Raw genomic sequence first — 14,886 nt, 5'->3', positions numbered from 1 at the left:
TCAGTAGACCACGGACTCGAGCACGCCCCAGGGCAGCGGCACGAGCAGCAGGCCGTAGAAGATCTGGTGAATTGCGAGGGTAACCGCCGCGGCGATCACGGCGGAGCTTATCCACCGGCCGCGCAGTCGGAGCATCAGCGTGAACACCACCAGGAAGGCGGTGGGGATGAAGCCGAGCCAGTCGGAAACCAGGATGTAGAACAGGATGCCGCCGACCGCGAGCGCCAGGGTCAACAGGTGAGCCGGCGAGCGGGCCCAGTCGTCGGTGTCCAGCAGCGGCTGGGTCGCCCGGTTGCGCCAGCCCGACAGGATCAGCAGCAGGCCGCCGATGGCGAACCCCGCGCACAGCAGCCGGGGGAAGAGTGCCGAGCCATAGTCCTGGCCCGGCACCCGTGGGAAATCCAGGGTGCCGGCCGCGGCAAGCGCCGCGAACCCGATCAGGACGATCCCGAGGATCGCGTCGTTGAACCGCATGTCGCCACCCGGATGAGGTGTTTGGAGAGGTGGGGTCCGGCCTTACTTGGCCAGACCGACCGCCTTCAGAACCTTGCCGTAATCGGCATCCGAGGTCTCATAGTGCTTGGCCAGATCGTCCGGGCCGCCCCAGATCATGCCGAAGCCGCGGTTCGCCATGAAGTCCTTGAACTCCTGGCTGTTGTAGACCTTCTCCACCGTGGCGGCGAGCTTGGCCTGGATGTCCGCCGGCAGGCCCTTGGGGCCGGCGACGGTACGCCACGCGGCGGTCGTCCAGTCCGGGCCGCCGGCCTCGGTCAGGGTCGGGATGTCCGGGAAGGCGTCCAGGCGCGTGTCGTTCATGACGGCGAGCACCTTGACCTTGCCGGCCTCCATCAGCGCACGGGCCTCGACCACCGAGGCGGTGACCGCGTCGATGCCGCCGGCGGCGAGATCGGCGAAGGCCGGCGCCGCGCCCTGGGAGGGCACCCAGCCGATGGCGTTGGACTCCATGCCGGCCTCGACCAGCATGCCGGCCAGCGCCAGATGCCAGATGCCGCCCTGACCGGTGCCCGAGGCCTTCATGTCGCCCGGGTTGGCCTTGGCGTCAGCCAGCAGAGCGCCGACGTCGTTGTACTTGGAGTCGATGTTGACGGACACGCCGGCCGGATCGGCGTTGTACAGCGCGATCGGGGTGTAGTCCTTGTAGCTGAGCTCGGTCAGGCCGATCCAATGCATCATCGCGATCTCGACCGTGACGATGCCGATCGTGTAGCCGTCCGGCTTGGCCGAGGCGATGGCCTGGTGGCCGACGACGCCGCCGCCGCCCGTCCGGTTCACGACGTTCACCGGCACGCCGAGCTCGTCCTGCATGATCTTGGCGATCATCCGGCCGGTGGCGTCGGTGCCGCCGCCGGCGGACCAGGGCACGATCACCTGGATCGGGCGTTCGGGATACTCGGCGCGGGCCGGGCCGTTGACCAAGGCAACCGTGGCCATGGCAACGATTGCCCAGGCAACCATGAAGCTGCGTTTCATCTGCTGTTTCCTCCGGTATTGGGTTTTTTGATTAGTTTTTGGTCTTGGTTTCGCCAACGGTAGCACCGGCGGCATGCGCGTCTAGGGGGAAATTTGTCGAATCCCGCTTTCCGATCGCGCGCTTAGTCCGGACCGTCGGACGGCGCCGGATTCGCGCAGGCACGCGGTACTCTTGCCCCGGCGGATCGTCCAGCGGGACGGGACGGCGCGACAATCTGTCCTAGCATGCGCCATGGGCGGCCAGTCCGGTCGGCCAGTCGGGCCGGTCAGTCGGGCCGGTCGAGCCCGACGGCGGCCAGGGCGGCGTCCTGGCGGGCGGTCAGGGTGTCCACGTCGAACTCGCCGATCAGGTCGTGGAACAGGCGGTACCAGTTCACCTCCGCCTTCAGGTGCATGAAGACCGAGCCGAGACCCAGGGCCGCGCGGTCCATCAGCACGAACTCGCGCGGCGGGCGCACACCGCTCAGCCGCTTCAGCTCGCCATGCACCTTCTCGGCGATCTCGCGGCCGTACAGGCCGCTGCCGCTCTCCTGGATCTTGCGGGTGCGGTCCTCCATCAGCGGCCCGTAGAGAAAGCGCGCCCAGACGTTCAGCACGTCGATGGTCTCGCGGTCGAGATCGGTGAAGCCCCAGCTCGCATAGGCCTGGACAGCCAGCTCCTCGTCGTCGTCGCGCAGCGCCCGGTAGAGGTCGATCACCCCCTTCACGAAGGCCGGCGGGAAGACCCGGATGCAGCCGAAATCCAGCAGGTTGATCGAGCCGTCGTCGCGGATCGTGTAGTTGCCCAGATGCGGATCGCCGTGGATCACGCCGTAGAAATAGAACGGCACGTACCAGGTCCGGAACATGTTGTGGGCGACCCGGTTGCGGGTCTCGATGTCCGGGTTCTCCTCCAGGAACTTCATGAACGGCGTGCCGTCCAGCCAGGTCATGGTGATCAGCCGGTTGGTCGAAAGCTCGTCCACCACCTCCGGAATGTGCACCGCCGGCTCGTCGGCCAGCATGTGGCGGTACAGCGCCATGTGCCGTGCCTCGCGGCCGTAATCCAGCTCCTCGCGCAGCCGGGCCGAGAGTTCGGTGTGGATCAGCGACGGGTCGATCGCGGTGTCGTAGCGCCGGTACAGCTTGAACACCCAGTCGAGCTGGCGCAGGTCGGCCTCCACGGCCGAGGACATGTCCGGATACTGCAGCTTGATCGCCACCTTGCGGCCGTCGTGCAGCACCCCGCGATGGACCTGCCCGAGGGAGGCGGCCGAGGCGGCCTCGCGCTCGAACTCGGCGAATTTCTTCTGCCAGCCGGGTCCGAGCTCGGTGGTCATGCGCCGCTTGACGAAGGGCCAGCCCATGGCCGGCGCGTTCGACTGCAGATGGCTCAGCTCGTCGACATACTCCTTGGGCAGCGCGTCCGGCACGGTGGACAGGATCTGCGCCACCTTCATCAGCGGGCCCTTCAGCCCGCCCAGCGCCGCCTTGAGGTCGGCCGCGTGCTCCGCCTTGTCGACGTTGAAGCCGAGATAGCGCTCGCCGGCGAGCCGGGCGGCAAGCCCGCCCACAGCGGTGCCGACCCGGGCATAGCGGCGCACGCGCCCACCCAACGAATTGCGTTCGGAATCGATGTCGCTCATGGAGGGATAGATAAGCTGTCGGCGGCGAAAGGAAAGGCGAATTCAGCGTGGTGGCGCTGCGTCAGGATGTCGGGGGAAGCGGCAAACCACGCCCACGACCGCTTCCGTCTTCCCGGCCTCGCGCCGGGATCCAGGATTCATCGTTCTGCGGCCTTCGAGCACCTGCCGCGCGCGCTCCTGCACGCGGCGCTCTCGGTCCCGGCGCCAGGCCGGGAAGACGCTCGGTGGAGCTAGCAAGTCGGAGGCGAGACCGCCCGTCACGCCCGCCAGGGCGAGGTCTCGCGATCGTAGTCGCGCGACACCTCGGCCACCCGGATGCGGTAGCGGGCGAACAGGCTGTCCCGGCCGGCCGACTGGGCGGCATAATGGGCCGAGCGCTCGCGCCAGCGCCGGATCGCCGCCTCGTCCTCCCAGGTGGACAGGGACAGGATCTTGCCCGGCGTGACCAGGCTCTCGAACCGCTCGACCGAGATGAACCCCTCCACCGTCTCCAGCTCCGCGCGCAGGGCGGCGGCCATCTCGAAATAGCTGTCGCGGCAGCCGTCCTTCGGCTCGACCTCGAAGATCACCACATGCATGTCAGGCTCCCGGGTCAGGCGTCGTCGCGCAGCCAGGGGATGGTCCCGACCTCGATCCCCTCGTCGGCCAGCGCCTCGCGCTCCTGCGGAGTGGTGTCGCCGTAGATCCCGCGGGCGTCGCTGTCACCGTAATGGATCTTGCGCGCCTCGTCGGCGAAGCGGTCGCCGACATTGTCGAAATTCTCCTCGATCTTGCGGCGCAGGCCGAGGAGCTGCTGCTTGAGGGCGAGCGCCTGGGTGGCGACCTGCTTCTGCTCCCCGCTCGGCGCGTCTGCCGGCGTCGGCACCATCTCCCGGCGGGTGCCCTGCAACGCCGGCGCCATCAGGGCACGCGAGACCTCGGACGAGCCGCAGTCCGGACAGGACAGAAGACCCGATTCGGCCTGTTTCTCGAAGGCCGAACTGTTCTGGAACCACGCCTCGAACTCATGCTCGGCGTTACAGCGCAGGCGGTAGTGGATCATCGGTCAACCAATCATGGACATGACTGTAATATAGCGGTCACGGCTGGCCGTTCCAGCATCGAAGGAACACCGCCACAGCAGACAGAGGCCCATGATGCCCGCGACCCCGTCCGATCTGGCACGCCTCGACCGCGACCACCACCTGCACCCGTTCACCGATCCCAAGGTGCTGCAGGAGGACGCGCCGATCGTCATGGCCGGCGGCAAGGACAGCACCCTGTGGGACGAGGATGGCAAGCTGTACCTCGACGCGCTGGCCGGCCTGTGGTGCGTCAATGTCGGCTACGGCCGCACCGAACTGGCCGAGGTCGCCGCCGCGCAGATGGAGCGGCTGGCCTATTACAACACCTTCTTCAAGACCACGACGGCGCCGACCGCGGCCCTGGCGGCGAAGCTGGCCGAGCTGATGCCGGACGGGCTGGACCATGTGGTCTTCGCCAATTCCGGGTCGGAGGCGCTGGACACCATCGTGCGGTTCTGCCGGCTGTTCTGGGAGCTGAAGGGACAGCCGGACAAGAAGGTCATGATCGGCCGCGAGGAGGGCTATCACGGCTCCACCCTGGCGACGATCAGCCTGGGCGGCACCCTCGCCATGCAGGCCCAGGGCGGGCTGCCGCTGGCCGGGTTCGCGCATGTGGACACCGCCTACCAGTTCCGCCACGGCGCGCCCGGCGAAAGCGCGGAGGCCTTCGCCGAGCGGGCGGCCGGCTGGATCGAGGCGAAGATCCTGGAGCTGGGTGCCGACACCGTCGCCGGCGTGGTGGTGGAGCCGGTGCAGGGGGCCGGCGGGGTGATCATCCCGCCGCCGGGCTATCTGGCGCGGGTGCAGGAGATCTGCCGGCGGCACGACGTGCTGTTCGCCCTGGACGAGGTGGTCAGCGCCTTCGGCCGTCTCGGCGCGTGGTCGGCGGCGGAGAGGTTCGGCCTCGCCCCCGATTTCATGGCTTTGGCGAAAGGCCTGTCCTCCGGCTATCAGCCGATCTCCGCCGTCATGATCGGCAGCCGGGTGGCCGAGACCCTGATCGAGAAGAGCGGCGGCCTCGCCCACGGCTTCACCTATGCCGGCCATCCGGTGGCCGCCGCCGTCGCCCTGGCCAATCTGCAGATCATCGAGCGCGAGAACCTGATCGGCCGGGTGCGCGACGACCTCGCCGATTACTTCACCGCGGCGCTGGCCCGGCTCGCCGACCACCCGATGGTGGGCGAGGTCCGCAGCCTCGGCCTGATCGGCGCAGTGGAGTTGGTGCAGCAGCGCGATCCGAAGATCCTGTACGACCCGGAGGGCCTGGTCGGCGCCGTGGTGCGCGACCAGATGCAGAGCCGCGGCGTGATCGTCCGCGCCGTGCGCGACGTCCTGGTGATCGCCCCGCCGCTGGTCGTCACCCATCGCGAGATCGACCGCGTCGCCGACACATTGCGCCTCGTGCTCGACGACATCCTGGAGCAGATCGGCGTGGTCGGCGACGACCGGGCGCTGGCCGAGATCACCGCCGGCGGCAACGCGCTGAAGGGGCTGACCTGCCTCGTCACCGGCGCGTCGCGCGGCATCGGTGCGGCCGTCGCCGAGCGCTATGCGGCCGAGGGCGCCCGCATCGTGCTCGCCGCCCGCTCCCAGGCCGATCTGGAAAAAGTCGCCGCGCGCATCCGTAAGGCCGGCGGGCAGGTGGCGACCCTGGCGCTCGACCTGTCCGACCCGGCCGCCATAGAGGGACTGGCCAAGCGGATCGGCGAGAAGCTGGGCCGGCTCGACGTGGTGGTGGCCAACCACGGCGTGCTGGGCGAGATCGCCCCCCTGGCCGAGGTCTCCGACGCCGTGTTCGATCAGGCGATTTCGGTGAACCTCAACGCCACATTCCGGCTGCTGCGCGAGCTCGACCCGCTGCTGCGCGCCTCCCCCAACGGACGGGCCCTGCTGGTGACCTCCGGGGCGGCCCAGGGTGCGATGCCGGACTGGGGCGCCTATGCGGCCTCCAAGGCCGGGCTGGAGGCGCTGGCGCGCGCCTACGCGGCGGAGACGCGGTCGAGCCGGGTGCGGGTCAATCTGGTCGATCCGGGCGAGGTGCGCACCGGCATGCGCGCCGCCGCCTTTCCCGAGGAGGATCCGGACCGTCTGCCGACGCCGCAGGAGATCACCGGCGTCTTCGTGCGCCTCGCCAGCCCCGCCTGCGGCTTCTCGGGCGCGCGGGTTCCGGCCAGCGTGGAGGTCTAGCGATGACGGCCGATCCCGAACCGGGCCGCGAGACCGCCACCCAGGAACCCTCGGCCTGGGTCGCGCGCTTCGCCCCCATGATTCCCGAAGGCGGCACCGTTCTCGACGTGGCCTGTGGCAGCGGCCGCCACGCCCGCATGTTCCGCGACCGTGGCCACCCGGTCGTCGTCCTCGACCGCGACGTGGTCGGGGTCAGCGACATGGCGGTCGATCCGGAGGTGGAGATCGTCGCCCGCGATCTGGAGAGCGGCCGCCCCTGGCCGCTGGAGGGCCGGAGCTTCGCCGGGGTGGTGGTGGTCAACTATCTGCACCGGCCCCTGTTCCCGGCCCTGGTGCGTTCCGTGGCGCCCGGCGGGGTGCTGATCTACGAGACCTTCGCCGCCGGCAACGAGCGCTTCGGCAAGCCGAGCAACCCGGACTTCCTGCTGCACCGCGAGGAACTTCTCATCGCGGTGCGCCCGGAGCTGCAGGTGGTGGCGTATGAGGATCTGGAGGAGCAGGCGCCCCGCCACGCGGTGAAGCAGCGCGTGGTGGCGGTGCGGCCGGAAAAGCCGCCCGCCTACTCGCCGGCCTGGCGCAGCTCGCTGCCGTAGACCACGGGATCGCCCAGCACCCGGTCGTGGGTCAGCGACGGCACCTTGCCACGGGCCTCGGCGACACGGGCGAGGTCGATCTCCGTGGTGATGACGCCGACCTCCTCGCCGGCATCGGCCAGGACCTCGCCCCACGGCCCGACGATCACCGAATGGCCGTAGGTCTTGCGCCCTTCCGCATGCTCGCCGGTCTGGGCGGCGGAGACCACGTAGCAGCCGGTCTCGATCGCCCGGGCGCGCTGCAGCACGTGCCAGTGCGCCTCGCCGGTCACCTTGGTGAAGGCGGCTGGGGCGAAGATCACCTCGGCACCGGCCTGGGCCAGCTTGCGGTACAGGTAGGGGAAGCGGATGTCGTAGCAGATGGTCATGCCCATCTTGCCCCAGGGCGTGTCGGCGATCACCGCCTCGTCCCCGGCGCGATAGGTGTTGCTCTCCCGATAGGTCTGGCCGTCGCCGACCTGCACGTCGAACATGTGGATCTTGGAATAGCGGGCGACGATCTGGCCGCGGTCGTCCAGCAGAAAGCTGCGGTTGGCCATCTTGTCGTCGGAGAGCTTGATCGAGATCGACCCGACCAGCAGCCACACGCCCAACTCGGCGGCGAGACCGCGGAAGGCGGCGAGGACCTCGTGGGTCTCCTCCGGTTTCGCCTTGGCCAGCGCCTGATCGCGCTTGGGCTCCAGCATGCCGACGATTTCCGGCGTGGTGATGAGCTGCGCCCCGCGCTGCTTGGCTTCCCGGATCAGGGGGCTGACCCGCTCGATATTCTCGAGCGGATCGCGGGTGGTGTTGGTCTGCACGCAGGCGACGGTCAGTCGGGTCATCCAGGACCTCCGGGCGTCAAATTCGAGCGCTCGGACCGGGGAGGCGGGTGCCTCAGACCAGGGAAACGCCGAGCAGGTGATCCAGCTTACCGGTCCGCTCGAGTTCCGCAAGTTCGTCCGATCCGCCGATGCCTTCGCCGGCGATGAAGATCTGCGGCACGGTGTGCCGGCCGTCGGCCCGCTCGCTCATCTTGCTCCGGGCGTCGCTCGAGCCCCCGACGTCGTATTCGACGTAATCCACGCCCTTATTCGCCAGCAGCGACTTCGCGCGATAGCAATATGGACAGAACATGGTCGTGTAAATTTCAACCCTGGCCGCTTTGGCCATCTCGGTCCCCTCCTGTGAAGCACACGTCGCTGGGAAGTAGATAAGAAAAGTCCGGTCTTTTTGCAAAGCGCTCTCATCTGTGTGAGTTATGTCACCCGGGCCAGAGTCAGCACATCGACCGCCACTGCACCCGACCTTCTGAGCACGCGTGTACACGCGGAAACCGTGGCTCCCGTTGTAAAAACGTCGTCGACGAGCACTATCCGACGCCCCTCGATCACTTCCGCCGCCCCATCGCAGTTATTCCGTAGCGCGAATGCTCCACGCACGTTTAGCGTTCGTTGCGCGGCCGACTTTCGACCCTGACTGGGGGTTTGACGGGTGCGAAGCAGTAAACTGTCGACAACATTCACCCCGGTGGCACGCCCCAGAGCATGCGCCAGCACCGCCGCCTGGTTGTAGCGGCGCGACAATAACCGCCATCGGTGGAGCGGGACCGGAACGATCACGTCGGCCTGCTCCATCAGACCGGCGCCGGCCCGGGCCATCCAGGCGGCGAAGAGCGGGGCCAGGGTAAGCCGGTCGCCGTGCTTGAAGGCGAGGACCAGGGATCGGGTCGCATCGTCGTAGACCACCGCCGCCCGCGCCCGGTCGAACACCGGCGGTTCCGCCAGACAGGCGCCGCAGACGGCACTGCCAAAGGGTCTGATCTCGAAGGGTATTCCGCAGACGTCGCAGAGCGGCTCCCCGATGAAGGCGACCGCGCTCCAGCAGTCGAGGCACAGGGCCGCGTCCGTCGGCACGTCCACCCCGCAGCGACCGCACCGCGGCGGCAGCAGAAGGTCCAGCAGACGCCGCGCCAGCGGCGCAACGGATGAGAGCGCGGCCATGGTACCGCCATGGCAGGCCCAGACGGTCTTCCCCTTCCCGGTTTTCCCTTTCCCTGCCCCCGCGCCTGCGCCATATGGCGGGCATGACCGATGCGATGCGCGTATTCGACCGCTCCCTCCTGCGCCGCCGCCGCGAGCGCGCCCGGGCCCGCTACGGGGAGTTCGCCTTCCTGGAGGAGGAGGTCGCCGACCGCCTGGCCGAGCGGCTGGAGGACATCCGGCGCCGCTTCCCGCTGGCGCTGGAGATCGGTGCCCGGTCCGGCGCGCTGGGCCGCGCGCTGCGGGCCAGCGGCAAGGTCGACACCCTGATCCAGAGCGACCTCGCCCCGTCCTGGGCGGCCGAGCGGGCGGCGGACGGCCCCGCCCTGACCCTGGACGAGGAGTTCCTGCCGATCGCCGACGGCTCGCTCGACGCGGTGTTCGGGGCGCTGTCGCTGCACTGGGTGAACGACCTGCCCGGCGCGCTCTCGCAGATTCGGCGGGCGCTGAAGCCGGACGGGCTGCTGCTCGTGGCGCTTCTGGGCGGCGAGACCCTGGTGGAGCTGCGCGACGCCTTCGCCGAGGCCGAGGTGGCGGTGACCGGCGGGCTGAGCCCCCGGGTGTCGCCCTTCGCCGATCTGCGCGACGCGGGCGGCCTGCTGCAGCGCGCCGGCTTCGCCCTGCCCGTGGTGGACGCCGACACGATCACCGTGACCTACGACACCGCCCTGCACCTGATGCGGGACCTGCGGGGCATGGGCGAGACCAACCTGGTGCTGGAGCGTCATCGCTCGCCGATGACCCGCGCCCTGCTGGGCGGAGTGGCCCAGGCGTATGCCGAGCGCTTCGCCGATGCGGACGGCCGGATCCCGGCCCGCTTCCAGATCCTCTACCTCACCGGCTGGGCTCCGGCGGCGAGCCAGCCCAAGCCGCTACGTCCCGGCTCGGCCACCAGCCGTCTGGCATCGGCCCTGGGCGGCACGGAGACCGGCACCGGCGAGACTCCGGGCTGAAATCAGTCTCCGTCCCGGTCGGAGGCCTGCCAGTCCTGCCAGGTCTCCTCGCCGATCTGTTCCAGGATGAACTCCCGGAAGGCGGCGATATGCGGCTCGTCGGCACGCGCCTTGTCGTACACGAACCAATAGCCCGCATCCTCGTCCAGATAGGCGTCGTGCAGCGGCAGGAGCAGGCCGGCGCTCATGGCCTCGCGCGCCAGGGCGAACCGTCCCAGCACCGCCCCGTGGCCGGCCAGGGCCAGATCGAGGATCGAGCCGGCGTCGTACAGTACGGCCCCTGAGGAGACGTCCGCCTCGGGCATGCCGTTATTCTCAAACCAGCGGCGCCACCACAGCCGCGTCTCCTCGTGGTGCAGCGGCAGCGACGCGATCGTCTCCACCGGCAGCGGCAGGTCCGCCGCCGACAGGCCGTGCTTGGCCAACAGGCCCGGCGAGGCGATCGGCCGGGCATGGCCGCTGATCAGCCAGTGCTGCTCCAGCCCCTCCCAGCCGCCCCGCCCATAGCGTAAGCCGACATCGATCGCCCGCTCCCGCCGCAGATCGACCATCCTCGTGGAGTGCTCGATGCGCACATCGATCTCGGGATGGCGCGCGCTGAAGGCCGGCAGACGGGGCACGATCCAGCGATACGCCACCGAAGGGGCGGCGGTGATGGTCAGCATGCGCCGGCCGCCGGTGGCGCTGATATCCGCCAGCCGGGCGTCGATCGAGTCGAAGGCCTGGCCCAGCACCGGCAGCAGGTCGGCCCCTGCCTCGGTCAGGCGGATACGGCGGTGCTCGCGCCGGAACAGGGGCTGGCCGATCCATTCCTCCAGCGCCTTCACCTGGTGGCTGACCGCGGCATGGGTGACCGACAGCTCGTCCGCCGCCCGGCTCATGCTCTCCAGACGGGCGGCGGCCTCGAAGGCGCGCAGGGCGTTCAGCGGCGGCAGACGGCGCGCGGACATTGGATAGTTTTTCTAACACGTGAAGTGAGAAAGCATCGTTTGAGATAACCCGGGATCCAGCCCAATTTCAAGTCATCGAACGGGGCCGAAGCCCTCGGTGTCCTGAAAGGAGAGATAAAATGACCGGCAATCATCTTCTGCTGCTCGCCCATGCCGCCACCGGTGGTGCGGGAGACCAGATCGAGCGTCTGATCAGGCAGCATCACGACGTCAACCGGCGCCATCCGGAGCCGCAGACCCATCCGGCCGACGGTCGGCGCAACAGCCGCCGCCGCATCCTGGGCCTGTTCTGATCGCTTCCCACCCCAGAGGGAGAAGGATCAGCCGAGAATGTCCTGGATCATCGCCACCAACGGGGCGTCGGCCGGCGGCATCGGGTAGTCCCGAAGCCGCACCGGCCGCACCCAGGCGAGGTCGGCGTGCTCGTGCCGGGTCACCTCGCCCTTCCACCGCCGGCACACGTAGAGCGGCATCAGCAGGTGGAAATCGTCATAGGCATGGCTGGCGAAGGTGAGCGGGGCGAGGCAGCTCTCATGGGTGTCGATGCCCAGCTCCTCGCGCAGCTCGCGGATCAGCGCCGCCTCCGGCGTCTCGCCGGGATCGACCTTGCCGCCGGGGAACTCCCACAGCCCCGCCAGCTTCTTGCCTTCCGGCCGCTTGGCGATCAGCACGCGCCCGTCGGCATCGACCAGCGCCACCGCCACGACCAGAACGATCGGAAGGCTGTTCTTGGCCATGGGCGCGTCTAGCTGCGGTAGTCGGCGTTGATGTCGATATAGCCGTGGGTCAGGTCGCAGGTCCACACGGTCGCCCGGCCCCGGCCGACGCCGACATCGACCTCGATATCGATCTCCCGGCCCTTCATGTGGGCGGTAACGGGGGCCTCGTCGTAGCCTTCCACGCGCACGCCGTCGCGCGCCACCTCGACGCCGCCGATGGAGATCGCCAGCCGGTCCCGGTCCGCCTTCTGGCCCGACTTGCCGACCGCCATGACGATGCGACCCCAGTTGGCGTCCTCGCCGGCGATCGCCGTCTTCACCAGCGGCGAGTCGGCGATGACCATCGCGATCCTCTTGGCCGCCCGCTCCGAAGCCGCCCCGGTGACGGCGATGCGGACCAGCTTGCTCGCCCCCTCGCCATCGCGCACCACCTGCATCGCCAGATCGTGCAGCAGGTCCTCGAGCTTGGTGCGGAAATCGCGCAGCGCCGGATCGCCCGGACCGTCCACCGTCACATGGGTCTCGCCCTTGCCGGTGGCGAACAGCAGGACCGTGTCGCTGGTCGACTGGTCGCTGTCGACGGTGACCGCGTTGAAGCTGCGGTTCACGCCCCGGGTCAGGAGCGCCTTCAGCACCGGTGCGGGCAGGGCCGCGTCGGTCACGACGAAGGACAGCATGGTCGCCATGTCGGGCGCGATCATGCCGGAGCCCTTGGCGATGCCGTTGATGGTCACCGGCACGCCGCGGATGTTCGCGGTGCGCGACGCCGTCTTGGCGAAGGTGTCGGTGGTCATGATGGTGGCCGCCGCGGTTTCCCAGGCGTCCTCCGTCAGCTCGGCCTTGGCCGCCGGCAGATGCTCGACGATCCGCTCGTAGCGCATCGGCTCGCCGATCACCCCGGTGGAGGACAGCAGGATCTCCGACGGATCGCAGCCCAGCGCCGCCGCCGCCGCCTTCGCCGTCTCCGCACAGGCCATCGCCCCGTGGGCGCCGGTGAAGACGTTGGCGTTGCCGGCGTTCACCACCAGCCCGCGGGCGGTGCCGGCGGGCAGGTGCGCGCGGCACCAGTCGATCGGTGCGCCCGGCATCTGGTTGCGGGTCAGCACACCGGCGACCGTGGTCCCCGGGTCGAACGCCATCAGAAGAACGTCGCGGCGGCCCTTGTACCGCACGCCGGCCTCCCGTGCCGCCATGCGGCATCCGGCGATCGGCGGCAGGGTCTGTTTCCTGGTCGGCGCCAGGGGGGAAACCGGCAGCGGCTTCATGGTCGTTCTTCCGTCAGCTTAAGCGGGGTGCAGAGGCGGGATCAGCGGGTCACTCGGCCGGGACCAGCGGCTTGCCGGTCGGCCCGAAGCGCTCGATCTTGGTGTCGCCGCGCAGCTTCTCCAGGCGGGCCTGGATCAGCTCGCGGGTCATCTCGGCGGTCAACTGGTCGTGCATATCCTCGAAGCTCGGGGCATCGGCGGTGCGCTTCTCCTCCAGCAGGATGACGTGCCAGCCGAACTGGCTCTTCACCGGCTCCTTGGTATAGGTGCCCGGCTCCAGCGCGAAGGCGGCGGCGGAGAATTCCGGCACCATCTGGCCGGCCTGGAACCAGCCGAGATCACCGCCCTGGGCGGCCGACGGGCCGGTCGACTTCTCGGCGGCAAGCTTGGTGAACTCCGCACCGTCGTTCAGTTCGGCGATCACCGCCTGGGCATCCTCCTCGCTGTCCAGCAGGATATGGCGGGCCTTGGCCTCTTCCTCGCCCGTCTGGCCGGCGACGGCCTCCTCATAGCGCTTGCGCAGGGCGTCCTCGGTCACCTCCGAGGCGATCGTCTGGGTCAGATACGCCTCGGCGATGACCTGATCGGCCGCCTCCTCGATCTTCGCCTTCACCTCGTCCTGGTCGGCGATGCCGCTGGCGCGCGCCGCACGGGTGATCAGGATCTGATCGACCGCCCGGTTCAGCATCGGCTCGTAGATCGCCTCCAGCGGAACCTGCTGATACTGAGCCGGCAGTTGGCTGCGCATCACCATCAGTTCGCCCAGCGTCACTTCCTTGTCACCGACGCGGGCGACCACGGTGGACGGGTCGACGTCGGAGGCGGCTCCGGCGGGAGCCTGCGTCTGCGCGACCACCGGTCCGCAGAATACGAGGCTGAGCGCCACCGAAGCGGCGGCGGTCGCGTGGCGCAGGGAGAGCATGGAACGTCCTTTCGAAACTTTCTTTACGGGTCTGTGTGCCCGTCTCGGATCAGCCTGGCTCGGTACGACGGACCGAGGCCCGTCGTCGATGGCCGGCAGGCGTATCAGATCGCCCGGTGGGCCACAAGAAAGCGCTGGTACACCGCGAGCCATGACACAACGATGGGACGATTGCCGGCCGCGGCAACCTGTCCCCGCCGCCCATCACCCGCTCCAGGTCGGGTCGAAGGGGACATGCACGTCCAGGTCCATGACCCAGCCGCCGTCGCGCGCCGGGTCGAAATCGCTGCCCTCGGCCCGGATCAGCACGCAGACTCCCTCTGTATCCTTGCTGATACCGAAGCGCGGCAGGTCGCGGCGGGCCTTGTCGACGATGGCGTTGGCGGTGGTGGCCTGGCCTTCGGTCTCGCCGGAATCGACGAAGAACCCGGGGGTGGGATCCTGCACGGCGCCCGAGGCCCGGATGTCGAAGACCACGCCCTTGGTGCGGAAGGTGAAGGCCCGACGGAAATGCACGCCGCCCACCTCGATGGCCAACCCGCCATGGCCGGCATCGACCGTGAGCCGCACATCCTCGAACGAGATGCCGACCGGCAGGCCTTCGTGATCGGCCGCATAGGTACGGTACTGGGCGATTGCGACGCGCACCCACTCCAGGGCTTCGGACGCGAAGGCATCCGCGAGGCCGGCGGTGCGCTCCGGCGGCACGCCCAGCAGGGTCTCCGCCATCTGGCGCAGCGCCTGACCGGCCCGGCGCAGGATCGCCTCAAGGTCGCCGCCGCCCAGGATTGCCGCCGCCCGGGACATGACCACCTCCGGCTGGCCGACCGCCGCGCCGGCGCCGCCATAGGCACGGTTGGCCCGGCGCATCGCCGCCCGGCTGGCGGCGGACGCCCGGCCGGTCCCGCCGTCGGTCGCGCCGCTGTCGGCGTTGTCGGCGGTGTCGGCGGTGTCGTCGCCGTCGTCATCGACCCGCCGGGACGGATCCTCCGGCCGCTCGCCTCGATGGCGCACGCGCACGCCTCCGGCCCCCGCTGCGTTTTGCACCGCAACGGGACGTGTGGGCGTCGTAGGGGTGATCGCGTCGACCATGATA

17 protein-coding genes are annotated in these 14,886 nt (G+C 69.3%); 4 read left to right on the top strand and 13 right to left on the bottom strand.

Annotation, left to right across the window (positions count from 1 at the left end; all coding sequences use genetic code 11):
- The 5 genes from G578_RS0105280 to G578_RS0105260 all read right to left on the bottom strand — a co-directional run bounded on the left by G578_RS0105280 (position 1) and on the right by G578_RS0105260 (position 4,158).
- A complete protein-coding gene (locus G578_RS0105280; protein WP_028793342.1) occupies positions 1 to 474 on the bottom strand; it encodes a tripartite tricarboxylate transporter TctB family protein in 474 nt (157 codons plus the stop codon).
- A gap of 42 nt (positions 475 to 516) precedes the next feature.
- Complete coding sequence (locus tag G578_RS0105275; RefSeq protein ID WP_028793341.1) at positions 517 to 1,491, bottom strand: tripartite tricarboxylate transporter substrate binding protein; 975 nt, start codon at positions 1,489 to 1,491, stop codon at positions 517 to 519.
- A 266-nt stretch (positions 1,492 to 1,757) separates the two neighbouring features.
- Positions 1,758 to 3,116 carry an ABC1 kinase family protein gene (locus tag G578_RS0105270; RefSeq protein ID WP_028793340.1) on the bottom strand — a complete coding sequence of 453 codons (1,359 nt, stop codon included), beginning with the start codon at positions 3,114 to 3,116 and terminating at the stop codon, positions 1,758 to 1,760.
- A 257-nt stretch (positions 3,117 to 3,373) separates the two neighbouring features.
- Positions 3,374 to 3,694 (bottom strand): antibiotic biosynthesis monooxygenase family protein, encoded by a 321-nt coding sequence (locus tag G578_RS0105265; protein ID WP_028793339.1) that lies wholly within the window; start codon positions 3,692 to 3,694, stop codon positions 3,374 to 3,376.
- Positions 3,695 to 3,708: 14 nt separating this feature from the next.
- A complete protein-coding gene (locus tag G578_RS0105260) occupies positions 3,709 to 4,158 on the bottom strand; it encodes a DUF1178 family protein (RefSeq protein ID WP_028793338.1) in 450 nt (149 codons plus the stop codon).
- A gap of 94 nt (positions 4,159 to 4,252) precedes the next feature.
- Between G578_RS0105260 and G578_RS29990 the strand changes: the two genes are divergently transcribed.
- On the top strand, positions 4,253 to 6,367 hold the full coding sequence (locus G578_RS29990; protein ID WP_245565563.1) for an aminotransferase: 2,115 nt from the start codon (positions 4,253 to 4,255) through the stop codon (positions 6,365 to 6,367).
- 2 nt (positions 6,368 to 6,369) lie between these two features.
- On the top strand, positions 6,370 to 6,960 hold the full coding sequence (locus G578_RS24870; protein WP_051244032.1) for a class I SAM-dependent methyltransferase: 591 nt from the start codon (positions 6,370 to 6,372) through the stop codon (positions 6,958 to 6,960).
- Here G578_RS24870 and G578_RS0105245 read toward each other — a convergent pair.
- The 3 genes from G578_RS0105245 to G578_RS0105235 all read right to left on the bottom strand — a co-directional run bounded on the left by G578_RS0105245 (position 6,927) and on the right by G578_RS0105235 (position 8,942).
- Complete coding sequence (locus G578_RS0105245) at positions 6,927 to 7,784, bottom strand: carbon-nitrogen hydrolase family protein (RefSeq protein WP_028793337.1); 858 nt, start codon at positions 7,782 to 7,784, stop codon at positions 6,927 to 6,929. The two genes, G578_RS24870 and G578_RS0105245, sit on opposite strands and share 34 nt — an antisense overlap.
- Positions 7,785 to 7,836: 52 nt before the next feature.
- Entirely contained in the window at positions 7,837 to 8,112 is a 276-nt protein-coding gene (grxC, locus tag G578_RS0105240; RefSeq protein ID WP_028793336.1) for a glutaredoxin 3, read from the bottom strand.
- An 86-nt stretch (positions 8,113 to 8,198) separates the two neighbouring features.
- A complete protein-coding gene (locus G578_RS0105235; protein ID WP_028793335.1) occupies positions 8,199 to 8,942 on the bottom strand; it encodes a ComFC family protein in 744 nt (247 codons plus the stop codon).
- A gap of 83 nt (positions 8,943 to 9,025) precedes the next feature.
- On the opposite strand from G578_RS0105235, the gene G578_RS0105230 reads away from it, so the two are divergent.
- Positions 9,026 to 9,934, top strand: coding sequence for a methyltransferase domain-containing protein (locus G578_RS0105230; RefSeq protein WP_028793334.1), 909 nt, complete (start codon positions 9,026 to 9,028; stop codon positions 9,932 to 9,934).
- A 2-nt stretch (positions 9,935 to 9,936) separates the two neighbouring features.
- Here G578_RS0105230 and G578_RS24865 read toward each other — a convergent pair whose 3' ends face one another.
- Complete coding sequence (locus G578_RS24865; protein ID WP_038013660.1) at positions 9,937 to 10,884, bottom strand: LysR substrate-binding domain-containing protein; 948 nt, start codon at positions 10,882 to 10,884, stop codon at positions 9,937 to 9,939.
- Positions 10,885 to 11,003: 119 nt separating this feature from the next.
- On the opposite strand from G578_RS24865, the gene G578_RS29395 reads away from it, so the two are divergent.
- Positions 11,004 to 11,177 (top strand): hypothetical protein, encoded by a 174-nt coding sequence (locus tag G578_RS29395; RefSeq protein ID WP_156907210.1) that lies wholly within the window; start codon positions 11,004 to 11,006, stop codon positions 11,175 to 11,177.
- Positions 11,178 to 11,204: 27 nt separating this feature from the next.
- On the opposite strand, the gene G578_RS0105215 is transcribed toward G578_RS29395, so the two are convergent.
- The 4 genes from G578_RS0105215 to G578_RS0105200 form a co-directional block, all read right to left on the bottom strand.
- Complete coding sequence (locus G578_RS0105215; RefSeq protein WP_028793333.1) at positions 11,205 to 11,621, bottom strand: (deoxy)nucleoside triphosphate pyrophosphohydrolase; 417 nt, start codon at positions 11,619 to 11,621, stop codon at positions 11,205 to 11,207.
- A gap of 8 nt (positions 11,622 to 11,629) precedes the next feature.
- Complete coding sequence (argJ, locus tag G578_RS0105210) at positions 11,630 to 12,868, bottom strand: bifunctional glutamate N-acetyltransferase/amino-acid acetyltransferase ArgJ (protein WP_038013658.1); 1,239 nt, start codon at positions 12,866 to 12,868, stop codon at positions 11,630 to 11,632.
- 49 nt (positions 12,869 to 12,917) lie between these two features.
- Positions 12,918 to 13,790, bottom strand: a complete 873-nt coding sequence (locus G578_RS24860) for a peptidylprolyl isomerase (RefSeq protein ID WP_051244029.1) — start codon at positions 13,788 to 13,790, stop codon at positions 12,918 to 12,920.
- Positions 13,791 to 13,994: 204 nt separating this feature from the next.
- The gene (locus tag G578_RS0105200) at positions 13,995 to 14,804 is read right to left on the bottom strand and encodes a hypothetical protein (protein WP_028793331.1); all 810 of its coding nucleotides are present in this window, start codon (positions 14,802 to 14,804) and stop codon (positions 13,995 to 13,997) included.
- Positions 14,805 to 14,886 lie beyond the last annotated feature (82 nt).

The sequence above is a fragment of the Thalassobaculum salexigens DSM 19539 genome, assembly GCF_000423805.1.
Classification (GTDB): domain Bacteria; phylum Pseudomonadota; class Alphaproteobacteria; order Thalassobaculales; family Thalassobaculaceae; genus Thalassobaculum; species Thalassobaculum litoreum.
Note: the sequence above shows the minus strand (reverse complement) of the source record. Positions and strands in the feature narration are given on the sequence as shown.

Bases quoted from the DNA above. Each gene is read 5' to 3' on its own strand.
- G578_RS29990 (WP_245565563.1), top strand. From the start codon at position 4,253: ATGCCCGCGACCCCGTCCGATCTGGCACGCCTCGACCGCGACCACCAC.
- G578_RS0105245 (WP_028793337.1), bottom strand. From the start codon at position 7,784: ATGACCCGACTGACCGTCGCCTGCGTGCAGACCAACACCACCCGCGAT.
- G578_RS29395 (WP_156907210.1), top strand. From the start codon at position 11,004: ATGACCGGCAATCATCTTCTGCTGCTCGCCCATGCCGCCACCGGTGGT.
- grxC (WP_028793336.1), bottom strand. From the start codon at position 8,112: ATGGCCAAAGCGGCCAGGGTTGAAATTTACACGACCATGTTCTGTCCA.
- G578_RS0105275 (WP_028793341.1), bottom strand. From the start codon at position 1,491: ATGAAACGCAGCTTCATGGTTGCCTGGGCAATCGTTGCCATGGCCACG.
- G578_RS24870 (WP_051244032.1), top strand. From the start codon at position 6,370: ATGACGGCCGATCCCGAACCGGGCCGCGAGACCGCCACCCAGGAACCC.
- G578_RS0105235 (WP_028793335.1), bottom strand. From the start codon at position 8,942: ATGGCCGCGCTCTCATCCGTTGCGCCGCTGGCGCGGCGTCTGCTGGAC.
- G578_RS24860 (WP_051244029.1), bottom strand. From the start codon at position 13,790: ATGCTCTCCCTGCGCCACGCGACCGCCGCCGCTTCGGTGGCGCTCAGC.
- G578_RS0105265 (WP_028793339.1), bottom strand. From the start codon at position 3,694: ATGCATGTGGTGATCTTCGAGGTCGAGCCGAAGGACGGCTGCCGCGAC.
- G578_RS0105270 (WP_028793340.1), bottom strand. From the start codon at position 3,116: ATGAGCGACATCGATTCCGAACGCAATTCGTTGGGTGGGCGCGTGCGC.
- argJ (WP_038013658.1), bottom strand. From the start codon at position 12,868: ATGAAGCCGCTGCCGGTTTCCCCCCTGGCGCCGACCAGGAAACAGACC.
- G578_RS24865 (WP_038013660.1), bottom strand. From the start codon at position 10,884: ATGTCCGCGCGCCGTCTGCCGCCGCTGAACGCCCTGCGCGCCTTCGAG.
- G578_RS0105230 (WP_028793334.1), top strand. From the start codon at position 9,026: ATGACCGATGCGATGCGCGTATTCGACCGCTCCCTCCTGCGCCGCCGC.
- G578_RS0105260 (WP_028793338.1), bottom strand. From the start codon at position 4,158: ATGATCCACTACCGCCTGCGCTGTAACGCCGAGCATGAGTTCGAGGCG.
- G578_RS0105215 (WP_028793333.1), bottom strand. From the start codon at position 11,621: ATGGCCAAGAACAGCCTTCCGATCGTTCTGGTCGTGGCGGTGGCGCTG.
- G578_RS0105280 (WP_028793342.1), bottom strand. From the start codon at position 474: ATGCGGTTCAACGACGCGATCCTCGGGATCGTCCTGATCGGGTTCGCG.